Source organism: Bradyrhizobium sp. CSA207, assembly GCF_029051685.1.
GTDB lineage: Bacteria > Pseudomonadota > Alphaproteobacteria > Rhizobiales > Xanthobacteraceae > Bradyrhizobium.
The window spans coordinates 45781-60114 of the sequence record NZ_JAACFT010000040.1; the positions used below are offsets into that span (position 1 = coordinate 45781).

A 14334-nucleotide genomic window follows, 5' to 3' on the forward strand; every position below is an offset into this window, starting at 1 on the left:
TTCGCGGCAAGATGTTAGACCCTCATGGTGAGGAGCCCGCCCTAAGCGGGCGTCTCGAACCATGCTGGCCGCGAAGGGCGCGGCTTTTGCGAGGTTACTCGGGCCGCGCAATCACGCCACCAGCGCTGCAGCCTCGCCGCCGTCGATGCCGCGCTGCGCCGCCAAGAGGCTGATGATCTCGGCATTGGGCCGGGCCTTGCTGAACAGAAAGCCCTGGCCTTCGTCGCAGCCTTCGGCCCGCAGGCAGCTCAGCTCGGCCTCGGTCTCGACGCCCTCGGCGGTGATGGTGACCCCCAAGCCTTTGCCGAGGCTGACGATGGAGCGGATGATCGCCTGCGCCTCGCGGTTGGCGCCGAGATCGCGCACGAAGGCCTGGTCGATCTTGATCTTGTCGAAGGGGAAGCTGCGCAGATAGCTGAGGCTGGAATAGCCGGTGCCGAAATCGTCCATCGAGATGCGCACCCCGAGCGCGCGCAGCGCATGCAGCGTCGCCAGCACCTGCGCGCTCTTCTCCAACAGCAGCGTCTCGGTGATCTCGAGCTCGAGCCGACGCGGCGTCAGGCCGGAATGCTTCAAGGCATCCGTCACCACCGAAAGCAGATTGCCGCTGCGGAACTGCAGCGGCGAGAGGTTGACGGCAACGCGGACGTCATCTGGCCAAGTCGCAGCATCGAGGCAGGCGCGGCGCAGCATCAGGCCGCCGAGCGGGTTGATCAGGCCGGTCTCCTCGGCGACCGGAATGAACTCGGCCGGCGAGACCATGCCGCGCTCCGCATGCGGCCAGCGCACCAGCGCCTCGAACCCGGTGATGCGCCCGCTGGAGAGATCGACCAGAGGCTGATAGTACGGCCGCAGCACGTCGTTCTGGATCGCGTCGCGCAGCTCGACCTCGATCTTGCGACGGCTCTGCGCCTTGGCGTCGAGCGCGGCCTCGAAGAAGGCGAAGCTGCCGCGGGCATCCAGCTTGGCGCGCGACAGCGCCATGTCGGCGCTCTTGAGCAGCTTTTCGGAATCATCGCCATCGCCGGGCGCCATCGCAATGCCGATCGAGGCATTGATCACCACGGAATGGCCTTCGAGCAGATAGGGATCGGCGATGGCCTCCAGCAGGCGCTTGGCCAGCAGCACCGCGTCCTCGGGGCGCGCCAGCCCGCTCTGCACGATCGCGAACTCGTCCGAATTGAGCCGCGCCAGCGCGTCGTCCTCGCGCAAGCTCGAGCGCAGCCGCTTGGCGACGCCGCGCAGCAGCTTGTCGCCGATCGCGTGGCCCAGCGTGTCGTTGACCGCCTTGAAATTGTCCAGTCCCAGCATCAGCAGCGCGACCTTGTCGGTGCTGCGGCGGGTATGCGCGAGCATTTCGTCGACCTGCTGACGCAGCAGGTTGCGGTTCGGTAGCCCGGTCAGCCCGTCGTGCTGCGCCATGAACGCGAGCCGCGCCTCGGCGCGCTTGCGCTCGGTGATGTCCATCAGCGCGAGCAGCACTGCCGGCTGCTCCGCATAGGTCAGCTCGCGCGAATAGATCGCCAGATCGATCAGGGCGCCGTCGGCCTTGACGTGCTTCCAGGTGCGGCCTGCCTGCTCTTCGCCGGAGCGATCGGTGGTCCAGGGTGGCTCGCTGTCGAAGGCCTGCAAGGAGCGAATGTTCAGCTTCGCGAACTCGGCGCGGCTGTAGCCGTAATGCGCGATCGCGGCATCGTTGACGCCGAGAATGCGCTCATCGTCCAGCGCGCAGACAATCATGGGAACGGGATTGCCGTCGAACAGCAGGCGGAAGGACGCCTCGCGCTGCTTCAGTTCGGTGATGTCGACGCGCAGGCCGACCACGCCGCCGTCGTCGGTCAGCCGCTCGTCGATCAGGATGACGCGGCCGTCCGCCAGTTTCTGCTCGTGACGCGCGCCGGGCTGATAGAGCTTTTGCAGCCGTTCGGCGATCCACTCGTCCTCGTGGCCGGCAGCCTCGGGATAGTCGCCGCGCGCAACGCCGATGCGCAGCGTGTCTTCGAGCCGCGCGCCTTCCTCGAACAGATCTGCGGTCTTGCTGTAGATCTCCGCGTATTTCTTGTTCCAGAGCACATAGCGGCCGTCGGAATCGAGAAACACGATTCCCTGCGGCAGGATATCGATGGCCTGGCGCAGACGCTCATGGGCCTTGTGCGCCTCCGCAATCGCGGCATCCGCCTCGGCGCGGCTCTGCACGAGCGCATTGATTTCGGCCGTCGCGCGAGGCGCGGGAGCGAACCTTGGCTTGCGCCGCTCTTGGCCGGCCCGAGCGAGCACGCTGCGCTTTCGCTTTTTTGGCTTTTGAAACCCCAAACTCAACTTGATACGTCCCAGTGGCGCCCGCCGGTCGCAAGTCTTGAAGCAAGTGTCTGAAAAAAGGGTAATTTCGATCGCTCGACGATCGGACGCACGGTCCTGTGGCCCACATCAAGCGGCCCTTATTGCTCGTTTGCGAGGCGCGGCAGCGCCAGCCGGCGCGCTAAACCTATCCGGTCGTCGCAATCAGCGCCCGGCTTGGCGCAAAATTGCGCGCTCGCTTGAATCCTTTCCGGATTGGCGCGCCAATGCATGCAGACGGGAGAGAATGCGCGTCCCACGCACGAAATTTGGTCAATGCAGGACAGGGTTATCGCAGCGTTAAAAAAAGGCCGGCGCGCGTGAAGACTTGCGACTTTTGAACGATATCCCGGCAGAAAGCCTGTTTCTTAACCCCGACGCGACGTTGGGCTATAAGAACGTCAGCATGAGTCGCCGCCGCATCATCCCTCTGCTGCTTGTTACGGCGCTCCTGACCGCCGGCGCCGCGCTGGCGCAGGACAAGGGCAGCGTCAATCCAAAAGCGCTGCCGCCGCTCGCCAATCCGAACGACCCCAAGCTCGGCGCCAAGGAACTGTTCGCGCGCAAGCTGTTGCCGTCGAAGGGCCCTGCGCATGTCATCGGCTCCTACGTCAAGGGCTGCATCGGCGGCGCCGAGCAAATGCCGCTGAACGGCGACAATTGGCAGGTGATGCGGCTGTCGCGCAATCGCAATTACGGTCATCCCGAGATGATCGCGCTGATCAAGCGGCTCGCCGCCAAAGCGCGCAAGGACGCCGGCTGGCCGGGCATCCTGGTCGGCGACATCGCCCAGCCCCGCGGCGGGCCTGCGCTGTCCGGCCACGCCAGCCATCAGATCGGCCTCGATGCCGACATCTGGCTGACGCCGATGCCGGACCATCGCCTCTCCCGCGAGGAGCGCGAGGAGATGTCGGCGGTAATGATGGTGCGCCAGGACCGGCTCGACATCGATCCGAAGGTGTTCACGCCAGGACACGTGCTGGTGCTGCGCGACGCTGCGCAGGAGCCGGCGGTGCAACGCATCTTCGTCAATGCCGCGATCAAGAAGGCGCTATGCCGCGAGGCCAGGGGCGACCGCTCCTGGCTGTCGAAGATCCGGCCGTGGTGGGGCCACGACTACCACTTCCACATCCGCATGCGCTGCCCGCCAGGTGCCGGCGAGTGCGAGAGCCAGCCGTCGCAGTCCGAAGACGAAGGCTGCAAGGAGTCCGATCTCGCCTATTGGTTCAGCGATAGCGTGCTGCACCCCAAGCCCCCGCCGGAGCCCCCAAAGCCGAAACCGCCGATGACGCTGGCGCAGATGCCGGCCGCCTGCAAGGCGGTGCTGCACGCGGCGGATGCGAAGCCGTAGCCGCTGCCGCCAAACTCCTTCCTGTGGCTCTATGGATCCCGGATCTGCGCGCGCTTGAGGCGCGCTTGTCCGGGATGACGAACTGGGTGGGGTACACCATGCGAAAGGTCGCCTTTGACCTGTTCCGCCAGCCTGTTATGGTCACCGCCGGCGATCGCCTGACGGACCGTAAGTCCATCGGGCTTGCCGGAACAGCGCTTCCGCCGGTCGCAGCCTAACTCAACCAACGCCGTCTTGCGCGCCGATCATGCGTGCGTCCGGGCGCGCGCATGGAGCGCTTCTGATGTCCCGCCTTTCCATAGTGTTCTCTGCCCTTGTCGTTCTGCTCGTAGCCGTCTCGCCTGCCGCCGCCGAGGACAAGACCATCACCGTGTTCGCCGCCGCCTCGATGAAGAACGCGCTCGACGAGATCGACGCGGCTTACACCGCCAGGACCGGCGTCAAGTTCAGTGTCAGCTATGCCGCAAGCTCGGTGCTGGCCAAGCAGATCGAGCAAGGCGCGCCGGCCGACGTGTTCGTCTCCGCCGACACCGACTGGATGGACTACGCCATCAGCAAAAAGACCATCAACGAGCCGAGCCGCGTCAATTTGCTCGGCAACAGCATCGTGCTGATCGCGCCAAAGGATTCAGCGATCGACAACGTCACCATCGCGCAGGGCTTTGACCTCGCAAAGCTCGCCGGTGACGGCAGGATCGCGACCGGCGACGTGAAATCCGTGCCCGTCGGCAAATACGCCAAGGCGGCGCTGGAGAAGCTGGGCGCATGGCAGGCCGCGGAGCCGAAATTCGCGATGGCCGAGAGCGTGCGCGCCGCGCTTACGCTGGTCGCCCGCGGCGAGGCCCCGCTCGGCATCGTCTATTCCACCGACGTCAAGGTCGAGCCCGGCGTCAAGATCATCGGCACCTTCCCGGCGGAGTCGCATCCCGCGATCATCTATCCGGTCGCAGCGACGGTGACCGCCAAGGGCGAGACCGGCGACTATCTCGCCTTCCTGCGCTCGTCCGCCGCCAAGACGATTCTGGAAAAGTACGGCTTCAAGTTCCTGATCAGCCCCACCACTTGAGAATTTCCGACTTGAGGTTCTGTAACTCGATGCTTGCGGCGTGATGTCCGAGATTTCTCCGGCCGAATGGACGGCGATCCTGCTCTCGCTCAGGGTCGCCGTCATCGCAACGCTTGTGGCGACGCCGTTCGGCATTGCGCTGGCGTGGCTGCTGGCCCGGCGCGATTTCTGGGGCAAGTCGGTTCTCGATGCGCTGGTGCATCTGCCGCTGGTGCTGCCGCCGGTCGTCACCGGCTACCTGCTGCTGCTCACCTTCGGCCGGCGCGGTCTCGTCGGTGGTTTTCTGGCCGACACTCTCGGCATCGTCTTCTCCTTCCGCTGGACTGGTGCTGCACTCGCCTGCGGCGTGATGTCGTTTCCGCTTTTGGTGCGCCCGATGCGGCTGTCGATCGAGGCGATCGATCGCCGGCTCGAGCAGGCGGCGGAGACGCTGGGCGCCGCTCCTTTCAAAGTGTTCTTCACGGTGACGCTGCCGCTGGCGCTGCCCGGCGTGCTCGCCGGCATGGTGCTCGGTTTTGCCAAGGCGATCGGCGAGTTCGGCGCCACCATCACCTTCGTCTCGAACATTCCCGGCGAAACCCAGACGATTTCCTCGGCGATCTACTCGCTGATCCAGACGCCGGACGGCGACGCGGCGGCGGGCCGGCTCGTGATCGTCTCGATCGTGCTCGCGCTCGGCGCGCTGATTGCGGCAGAGTGGTTCGCACGCCGCGCCACCGCGCGCCTGCACGGGAACTGATCATGCTGCGCGTCGATGTCGAAAAACAGCTTGGCGAATTCTCCCTCGCCGCGTCCTTCACCAGCGAGGGCCGCGTGACCGGGCTGTTCGGCGCGTCCGGCGCCGGGAAGAGCTCGCTGGTCAACATGATCGCAGGCCTGTTGCGCCCCGACCGCGGCACCATCGTCATTGACGGCGACGTCCTCGACGACAGCGCCGCCGGCCTTCACGTCCCGACCTGGCGCCGGCGCATCGGCTATGTGTTCCAGGATGCGCGGCTGTTTCCGCATCTCAACGTCGCGCAGAATCTCGACTATGGGCGGCGGATGAACCGGCTCGCCGACGACGCCGCGCAACGCAGGCGCATCGTCGACCTGCTCGATATCGGCGCCCTGCAGGATCGCCGTCCCGGAAAACTCTCCGGCGGCGAGCGCCAGCGTGTCGCGCTCGGACGCGCGCTGCTGTCGCGGCCGCGCCTGCTGCTGCTCGACGAGCCGCTCGGCGCGCTCGACGAAGGCCGCAAGCTGGAGATCCTGCCCTATCTGGTGCGGCTGCGCGACGAGGCCAATGTGCCGATGGTCTATGTCAGCCACGACGTCGCCGAGTTGCGCCAGCTTGCGACCCAGATCGTGATGCTGAAGCAGGGGCGGGTCGTGTCGTTCGGCGGGGTGAAGGTGTTGACGTGAGGATGATGGCGGCTTGCCGGAACACGCTTCCGCTCCACCATCGCTGTCATGCCCCGCCTTGTGCGCGCTTGCGCACTGGGGCGGGGCATCCAGTACGCCGCGTCCCCTCGATTCAATCACGACCGCCTCTGGAATACTGGATTGCCCGCCTTCGCGGGCAATGACAGCGGAGGCTAACGCGCCTTCCGCCGCTTCGGCTTCACCGCCGCGAACACGCTCGTCAAATCTTCCGCTGCCGGCGCCGCATCATCGTCCAGATGCAGGCGGCTTTCGACGTGGATGAAATGCTCGCGTGAGACGGCGATGGCGCGGGCGAGGTCGCGGGCGCGGAGCGCCTCGACGATGGCGCCGTGCTCGTCGACGGCACAGATCGAATCGGTTGCCGGCTCGTAGACCGAGACCATCACCGAGGACCGGCTGAGCAGATCGGCGAGGAAGCGCGAGAGCTCGGCGTTGCCGAGCGCCTCGACCAGATAGACATGGAATGCGCCGGACAGCCGCACGGAAGCTGCGCGGTCGCCGCGCGTGGCGGCGGCGCGCTCCTCGGCAAGATGGGCGTTGAGCCGATCGATCAAGGCATCGTCGACATGGCGGACGAGCTGGGTCAGCACGCCGGCCTCGAGCACGCGATGGGCCTCGTAGACGCTGCGGACGTCGTCGAGCGTCGGGCGCGGCACGCGGGCGCCGCGGTTGGGAATCATCTCCAGCCGCCGCTCCGCCCCCAACCGATGCAGCACCTTGCGGATGCGCTCGCGCGAGACGCCGAAAATCTCGGCGAGCGGCGGCTCGGCGAGCTTGGTCCCCGCCTTCAGCGTGCCCTCCAGCAGCGCGTGCAGGATGGCCTGATAGACCGCCTCGTCCTCCGCCGGATTGGCCTTACCGCTTCCTTGGCCGTTTCGTCTGCGCTGCGTCGCCATGGGCGTTAGCTAGGCCCAAAGGATGCGCAGCGTCACCTCCAAAAAATGTGCACATTTGCCGCGCGAGTGCGCAGACACAAATCTCGTACCGCCTCCATCCTATTGATACAACGATATAAAACAAAAATGTGCACATTTGGCATGACGCTTGCTGCGTGTTCGTTTCAAACTTTACGCACAACAAACGGGACATGCCCATGCACACCCCTTCCCGACGCAGCGTTTTGACATCCGGCGCGGCCTTTGCCGCGATCATCGCCGCCCCAGGGCGCCTGCGCGCCGCGCCCAGGGAGATCGTCATCGGCGGTCCCGCGGGCGCCGCGAAATATTTCAATGCCGATCTGTTTCCGGTGCTGGAGAAGAAGCTCGACTGCAAGGTGCTCTACGAGGGTACCAACTCGCTGACCAATCTGCAGAAGATGCAAGCCGACAAGGCGGCGCCGAAGATCTCGGTCGTCATCATGGACGATCCGGTGATGCTGCCGGCAGCTAGCGATGGCCTGATCACCAAGATGTCGGCCTCGTCGATTGCCAATCTCGGCAAACTGGTCGACGGCGCGGTGCATCAGGACGGCCTGTGGGCGAATTATCAGCGGCCCTGGGCCGGCATCGCCTATTCGACCAAGCGCATGAAGACCGCGCCGGCAAAATGGGCCGATCTGTGGGACGCGAAATATGCCTCCAAGGTGATCGTGCCGTCGCTGTCGAACACCGAAGGTTTCTGGACGCTGCTCGCGGCAGCCCATATCGAGACCGGCAAGCCGTACAAGGAAGCGCAGTACGAGATCGATGCTGCCTTCAAGAAGGTGAAGGAGCTGAAGCCGAACCTGCTCAACGTCTACACCAATGCGCCGCAGGCCATCAATCTGATGGAGCAGGGCGAGGCCTGGATGATCGGCGGCCAGTTTTCCGCCTACACGCTGATCCGAAAAGCGGACGGCTCGCCGGTCGATCTCGCCGTGCCGCAGGATGGCGGCTTCGCCATGCCCTCGGGCATCGCGAAGGTGAACGGCGCGCCGGCGGGCGACCTTGCGGATGCCGTGATCGACTTCTTCCTGAGCCCGGAGGCGCAGACCATTCTCGCCGACAAGGCCTTTGTCGCACCCACCAACAAGGGCATGCCGACGCCGGCAGGCTTTCCGGATCCCGCCTCGCTGTTCGCGCCCGACTGGGCGTTCGTCGCCAAGAATCGCGCCTCCTGGGTCGACCGCTGGAGCAAGGAGATGACATGAGCGAGGCCATCCCGCATCTCGTCGTTCGCAGCGTCTCCAAAAAATACGGACCGACCACGATTCTGGACCACATTGACCTGACCGTCCGCCGCGGCGAGCTGGTTACGCTGCTCGGCCCTTCCGGCTGCGGCAAGACCACGCTGCTGCGCGCCATTGCGGGGCTGGCGCAGCCCGACACCGGCAAGGTCGAACTCGCCGGGCGCGACATCACCAACGTGCCGCCGCACAAGCGCAATGTCGGCGTGGTGTTCCAGAGCTACGCGCTGTTTCCGCATCTCACCGTGGCCGGCAACGTCGCGTTCGGGCTGAAGGTGCGCGGCGCGGCCAAGCGCGAGATCGACGCCGCGGTCGAGCGTGCGTTGTCGCTGGTCAAGCTCGGCCATCTCGGCGGCCGGCGCATCTCCGCGCTGTCGGGCGGGCAGCAGCAGCGCGTGGCGCTGGCGCGTGCGATCGCGGTCGAGCCGGATGTGCTGCTGTTCGATGAAGCGCTCTCGGCGCTCGATCGAAAGCTGCGGGAGGAGATGCAGGTCGAGCTGCGCCGCCTGCTCCAGGAGGTCAAGGCGACCGCGATCTTCGTGACGCACGACCAGGACGAGGCGCTGACCATGTCCGACCGTGTCGCGGTCATGAACAAGGGTCGAATCGAGCAGCTCGCGGAGCCGCGCGAGCTGTACTTGCGCCCGGCCAGCCTGTTCGCGCTCAACTTCGTCGGGCTGTCGACGCGGATTTCCGGCACCGTGCTTGCTGCCGATAACGGCAAGGTCGATGTCGAGACCGGGGTCGGCCGCCTGTCGGCGCTCGGCAATTTTCAGGCAGGCTCCTCCGTCATCGTCGCCGCGCGCCCCGAGCAGCTTCGGATCAGTGAGCAAGGCGAGGCGAACTCGGCGGCCGGGCGCGTCCGCTCCGTGGTGTTCCAGGGCTCGCGCACGCTGGTCGAGGTCGATGCCGGCGCCGGCGAGAGCCTGCTTGCTGAACTTTCCGGGCGCGACGGCGCGGTTCCGCGCGTGCATGACGAGATCCGCCTGAGCTGGCCGGTCGCCGAGACCTTTGCGTTTCCGATGGAGGCGCAGGTATGACCGAGGCCGCGCTTCCCGCGCCGATGGCGGCGCCCTCGGTCGATCGCGAGCGGCTCGCCGCGTTTGGATTCGTGCTGCCGTCCGTCGTCATCATCGCCGGCGTGTTCGCATTGCCACTGGTGCTCCTGCTCGGCGTCAGCATCGTCGACGCCAACGGGCTGACCTTCGCCCACTACAAGCGCCTGCTCGGCTCGCCCTATTATCTCGGCGTGATCTGGAATTCGCTGCGGCTCGGGCTGCTGACGACGACGATCGCCTTCCTGATCAGCTATCCCGCCGCCTTCGCGCTGGCGCGTGCCCGCGGCGCGTTGCGCTCGCTGCTGCTGGCGACGCTGTTCCTGCCGCTCGCGGCCAGCGTCATCGTCAAGGCGTTCGCCTGGACCATCCTCTTGCGCAGCGACGGCATCGTCAACGAGACGCTGATCGCACTCGGCATCATCGAAGACCCGATTCGGATGATCTTTACCGAGACCGCGTTGATCGTCGGCGCCGTCAACATCTTCCTGCCTTTCATGATCCTGCCGATCTACGCGATCGTGGCCCAGCTCGATTCCCGCTACGCTGAAGCTGCCGCCACGCTCGGCGCTTCGCCGCTCGTGACATTTGTCCGCGTGATCCTGCCGCTGACCCTGCCCGGCATCATCGCCGGCGTGGCGCTGGTGTTCTCGCTCTCGGTCTCCGCCTATGTGGTGCCGACGCTCCTGATCGGCGAAAAATATCCGACGCTCGCGACCACGATCGCAAAAGCTTATCTTTTGACGCGCGAGCCCGGCTTCGGCGCCGCGGCCGGCGTCGTGCTGCTCGCCATCGCCATCGCCGTCGTCACGCTGAGCGCGCGGATGTCGCGGGAGCCGAAGTGATGGCGCGGACCGCGATCGTCGTCTGCTGGGCGATGGCCATCGCACTGGCGCTGTTCCTGCTCGCGCCGCTGCTGGTGATTGCGGCGGCGAGTTTCTCGCCGACGCCGGTGTTCGACCTGCCGCTGACCGGCGCTTCGACGCGGTGGTACGGCAAGATCGGCCGCCTCGACGGCTTCTGGCCGTCGCTGCTGCTGTCGCTTCAGATCGCGCTGCTGTCGACCGCGATCTCGCTGGTCTGCGGCACGCTCGCCGCAATAGCGATCGCGCGCGGAAAGCTGCCGGGCGCAGATATTTTTGCCACCGCGCTGGTCTCGCCGCTGATGATGCCCGGCCTCGTGCTTGGCATTGCGCTCCTGCAGGGCTTTCGCGCGGTCGGTTTCACCGCGCCCTGGGCGACGCTGCTGGTCGCGCATCTCGTCATCACGCTGCCCTACGTCGCGCGGACCATGATCGCGGGGCTGTCGCAGTTCGACTTCACGCTGATCGAGGCCGCGCGCACGCTCGGCTGCACCTATCCCGGCAGCGTGCTGCGGGTGATGGTGCCGGCGCTGGCGCCGTCATTCCTGATCGCCGGCATCTTCTCGTTCCTGGCGTCGTTCGACAACTACCCGGTGTCGATTTTCCTCGCCGACGTCCGCACCAAGACGCTGCCGATCCGCATGCTGCAATACATCGAGGAAGCGCCCGACCCGACGCTTGCCGCGCTGTCCACCCTCATCCTCGCCGGCACGGTGATCCTGCTGTTCGTCAGCGACCGCGTCGTCGGCCTGCATCGCATGGCCGGAACCTCGGACTGATCCATGAGCGAACCAAATTATCACGTCTCACAGCGCGACTTTACCGGCTATCGCGGCAAGCCGCCGAACCCGCGCTGGCCGAACGGCGCGCGCGTCGCGGTGTCGCTGGTGGTAAATTTCGAGGAGGGCTCGGAGTTCTCCGTCAACGACGGCGACGCGAACAACGAGGCGATCTACGAGGTCGTGCACCGGGTCGATGGCCCGGACTCCTGCATCGACAGCCATTTCGAATACGGCACGCGCGCCGCCTGGTGGCGGATCATGGACCTGTTCGACGCGCACGGCGTCAAGGTGACGGTGAGCTCCTGCGGCCGCGCGGTCGAACGCTCACCGGAGCTGGCGCGCGACGCCATCAAGCGAGGGCATGAGGTCTCGGCCCATGGCTGGCGCTGGCAGAGCCATGCCGAGATGGACGAAGCGAGTGAGCGCAAGGTGATCGCCAGAACCGTGGCGGCAATCGAACGCGCCACCGGGCAGCGCCCGGTCGGCTGGCACACGCGCTCGGCGACATCGCCGAACACGCGGCGCCTGCTAGTCGAGGACGGCGGCTTTCTCTACGACAGCGACGCCTATAATGACGACCTGCCCTACTACACGGAGGTCGCCAGCAAGCGGCACCTGATCCTGCCCTACGCCTTCGACACCAACGACATGCAGTATTACAACGCCGCGCGCTTCAACGGCGCCGACTTCGCCGACTATGTCATCGACGCCTTCGAATGGCTCAAGCGCGAGGGCGAGACCTCGCCGAAGATGATGTCGATCGGCCTGCATCTGCGCATAATCGGCCGCCCCGGCCGCATCGGCGCGCTGGAGCGGATCCTGGCGCACATCAGCGGCAGCGGCGCCAGCGGCAGCGGCGCCGCGTGGATCGCGCCAAGGGCGGCGATTGCGCGGCACTGGCTGACGGCGGTGCCGGCAGGAGTGTAATCCTCGTCGGCACCGTTACGGGTGATCGCCGCTACCAGCCGCGATCGACGTTACGCACCTCGCCGGTCCGGGCATCCACATCGACTTTCATCCAGCGGCCGGCGCGGTCGCGGCCTTCGATCTGCCATTCGTCGCCGAGGAACTCGGTATGCGAAACCGTCATGACCCCGATATCGGTCGCGACGTCGAGCGCGGCTCGCATCGAGATCTGATCGCCGGTGTCATAGGCCATGGCCGGTGCCGCCGATCCGAGGACAGCGGCGACGATGGCCGGCAAGATGAGCTTTCGCATGGACTGCTCCTGTCGAATCGTTTGACCGTTATGCCCTGAGAACGAGCGGAATGGCGGAGCGTTCCGGGGGTAGGGGTCACGAACCCGCGCAAATCTTTGGCGGTTGCGGCGATTTGGTGGCGGGTTCCTCGTTCCGTCATTCCGGGGCGCCTGAAGGGTGAGCCCGGAATCCCATTTCGCCACACGTTCTGAGGTGAGATGGTTTCCGGGTTCGCGCTAACGCGCGCCCCGGAATGACATGGGGAATTAAACCCCCGCCACCGAGGTCCACACATCCGCGAGCTTGCGCCGAAACATCTGCATGCGTGTCAGCGCTACCGGCGTTTCCTCGTCTTCCGGCAGGCGCAGGCCGACGACGTTGACGCGGCCGCCGGAGATGCTGCGTGCGACGAGCACGATCGTGTCAAGCGCAAGCTCCGCGCCCTCCTTCGGCGCCCGGTCGAGATGGACGTCGAAATAGTCGGCCAGCGTCAGCTTGCTCTCGTCCTCACTCACGTTCACGCCGTAGATCTCGGCGAGCTCGGCGAGCGTGTGCTCGCCGGACACCATGAAGTCGCCGAGCAGATGCGGATCGGGCGCCGAGCCCGGCTGCATGTCGACGAAGAAGCGATCCAGCGACTCCGCCTTTTCCGGCGGCGCCAGCAGATAGATGTAGTCGCCCGGCGCGACCGGGTCGGCCTCCGTGGGCGTCAGGATGCTCTCGTTGCGGATCACCAGCGTCGGCTTGGACCAGGACGGGATCAGCCCGCGGCGGAAATACAGGCTCTTGGGCCGCACCGGATAGCCGACGAGCTGCTGCTCGAGCTGGCCGGGCAAATCGAGCTCGACCCGGCGCGGGCCGCGCTCAGCGCGCGGCAGCGCCACGTGCAGCTTGCGCGCCGCCGGCGCCAGCGTCCAGCCTTGCAGCAGCAGCGAGATGATGACCACGACGAAGGCGACGTCGAAATAGAGATAGGCCTTCGACAGGCCGACCAGCATCGGGATCGACGCCAAGAAGATCGCGACCGCCCCGCGCAGGCCGGTCCAGGCGATGAAGATCTTTTCGCGCCAGTTGAAGCGGAACGGCGCGAGGCAAAGGAAGACCGCGATCGGCCGCGCGATCAGCATCAGGACAAAGGCGATCGCGACCGCCGGCAGCACGCTGGCGCCGAGCCGGCTCGGCGAGACCAAGAGGCCAAGCAGGACGAACATCACGATCTGCGCCAGCCAGGTCGCCGCGTCCAGGAAGGCAACCACCGAATTATGCGCGCGCGTCGGCCGGTTGCCGATGATGATGCCGGCGAGATAGACCGCGAGGAAGCCGGAGGCATGCATGATCTGCGAACCGCCGAAGATGACGAGCGCCCCCGTGGTCACAAAGGGCGCGTGCAGGCCCTGCGGCAGCGCCACCTGGTTGAGCGCGATGACGACCAGACGCCCGCCGATCACGCCGACGATAGCGCCCAGCACCGCCTCCTGGACGAACTCCATCAGCACGTGCCCCGCCGTGCTCGATCCCAACGAAATGTATTCGACCAGCATCAAGGTGAGGAAGATCGCGAAGGGGTCGTTGGTGCCGGATTCCGCCTCCAGGGTCGCACCGACGCGCGGGCGCAGCCGAAGACCCTGGGTATGCACCAGCAGGAACACTGCAGCAGCGTCCGTCGAGGCCACCACGGCGCCGATCAACAGCGACTCCGTCCAGTTGAGGTCGAGCGCATATTTCGCGAACGGCGCCGTGATCAGCGCGGTCAGGAGCACGCCGGCGGTCGCGAGCATCACGGAGGGCGCGAGCACGGTGCGGATGCTGGCAAAGCGGGTCCTCAAGCCGCCGTCGAACAGGATCAGCGCCAGTGCCACCGAGCCGACCAGATAGGTGGTGCGGACGTCGTCGAACTGCAGCTGCCCGGGACCGGAATCGCCCGCCAGCATGCCGATCGCGAGGAAGACGAGCAGCAAGGGCGCGCCGAAGCGCAGCGCAAGCAGGCTTGACAGGATACCGGCCAACACCAGGACGGCGCCGAGCAATATGGCGAGGCTGACAGAGTCGAGGGAGGCCATCCACCTTCCGGGTGCAAATCGCTGGAATGGCA

13 protein-coding genes are annotated in these 14334 nt (G+C 66.1%); 9 read left to right on the forward strand and 4 right to left on the reverse strand.

Translation table 11 applies throughout. The features are described 5' to 3' along the window. Positions 1–111: 111 nt before the first annotated feature. Positions 112–2277: an EAL domain-containing protein gene (locus GWG65_RS33665; RefSeq protein WP_275199789.1), complete on the reverse strand. Its 2166-nt coding sequence runs from the start codon at positions 2275–2277 to the stop codon at positions 112–114. Positions 2278–2743: 466 nt separating this feature from the next. Here GWG65_RS33665 and mepA point away from each other — a divergent pair, with 466 nt between their 5' ends. From mepA to modC, 4 genes are all read left to right on the forward strand, one after another. Further along, on the forward strand, positions 2744–3688 hold the full coding sequence (gene mepA, locus GWG65_RS33670; protein ID WP_275199790.1) for a penicillin-insensitive murein endopeptidase: 945 nt from the start codon (positions 2744–2746) through the stop codon (positions 3686–3688). Between the two features lie 283 nt (positions 3689–3971). Beyond that, complete coding sequence (gene modA, locus GWG65_RS33675) at positions 3972–4754, forward strand: molybdate ABC transporter substrate-binding protein (protein WP_275199791.1); 783 nt, start codon at positions 3972–3974, stop codon at positions 4752–4754. Between the two features lie 43 nt (positions 4755–4797). Then, positions 4798–5493: a molybdate ABC transporter permease subunit gene (gene modB, locus GWG65_RS33680; protein WP_275199792.1), complete on the forward strand. Its 696-nt coding sequence runs from the start codon at positions 4798–4800 to the stop codon at positions 5491–5493. A gap of 2 nt (positions 5494–5495) precedes the next feature. Then, a complete protein-coding gene (gene modC, locus GWG65_RS33685) occupies positions 5496–6158 on the forward strand; it encodes a molybdenum ABC transporter ATP-binding protein (RefSeq protein WP_275199793.1) in 663 nt (220 codons plus the stop codon). A gap of 173 nt (positions 6159–6331) precedes the next feature. On the opposite strand, the gene GWG65_RS33690 is transcribed toward modC, so the two are convergent. Further along, complete coding sequence (locus GWG65_RS33690; RefSeq protein ID WP_275199794.1) at positions 6332–7075, reverse strand: GntR family transcriptional regulator; 744 nt, start codon at positions 7073–7075, stop codon at positions 6332–6334. A 197-nt stretch (positions 7076–7272) separates the two neighbouring features. Between GWG65_RS33690 and GWG65_RS33695 the strand changes: the two genes are divergently transcribed. Genes GWG65_RS33695 through GWG65_RS33715 form a run of 5 tightly spaced genes read left to right on the forward strand, consistent with a single transcriptional unit; the run spans position 7273 to position 11970 of the window. Beyond that, complete coding sequence (locus GWG65_RS33695; protein WP_275199795.1) at positions 7273–8307, forward strand: extracellular solute-binding protein; 1035 nt, start codon at positions 7273–7275, stop codon at positions 8305–8307. Further along, the gene (locus GWG65_RS33700; protein ID WP_275199796.1) at positions 8304–9383 is read left to right on the forward strand and encodes an ABC transporter ATP-binding protein; all 1080 of its coding nucleotides are present in this window, start codon (positions 8304–8306) and stop codon (positions 9381–9383) included. Before GWG65_RS33695 ends, GWG65_RS33700 begins: the two co-directional genes overlap by 4 nt. Continuing rightward, a complete protein-coding gene (locus tag GWG65_RS33705) occupies positions 9380–10243 on the forward strand; it encodes an ABC transporter permease (protein WP_275199797.1) in 864 nt (287 codons plus the stop codon). The genes GWG65_RS33700 and GWG65_RS33705 overlap by 4 nt, the downstream gene beginning before the upstream one ends. Then, the gene (locus GWG65_RS33710) at positions 10243–11040 is read left to right on the forward strand and encodes an ABC transporter permease (protein ID WP_275199798.1); all 798 of its coding nucleotides are present in this window, start codon (positions 10243–10245) and stop codon (positions 11038–11040) included. Before GWG65_RS33705 ends, GWG65_RS33710 begins: the two co-directional genes overlap by 1 nt. Positions 11041–11043: 3 nt before the next feature. Further along, a complete protein-coding gene (locus GWG65_RS33715) occupies positions 11044–11970 on the forward strand; it encodes a polysaccharide deacetylase family protein (protein ID WP_275199799.1) in 927 nt (308 codons plus the stop codon). 31 nt (positions 11971–12001) lie between these two features. Here the strand turns inward: GWG65_RS33715 and GWG65_RS33720 are convergent, their stop codons facing one another. Together GWG65_RS33720 and GWG65_RS33725 are read right to left on the reverse strand one after the other, a co-directional pair. Further along, complete coding sequence (locus tag GWG65_RS33720; RefSeq protein WP_275199800.1) at positions 12002–12262, reverse strand: PepSY domain-containing protein; 261 nt, start codon at positions 12260–12262, stop codon at positions 12002–12004. A gap of 246 nt (positions 12263–12508) precedes the next feature. Next, positions 12509–14302 (reverse strand): potassium/proton antiporter, encoded by a 1794-nt coding sequence (locus tag GWG65_RS33725; RefSeq protein ID WP_275199801.1) that lies wholly within the window; start codon positions 14300–14302, stop codon positions 12509–12511. Positions 14303–14334 lie beyond the last annotated feature (32 nt).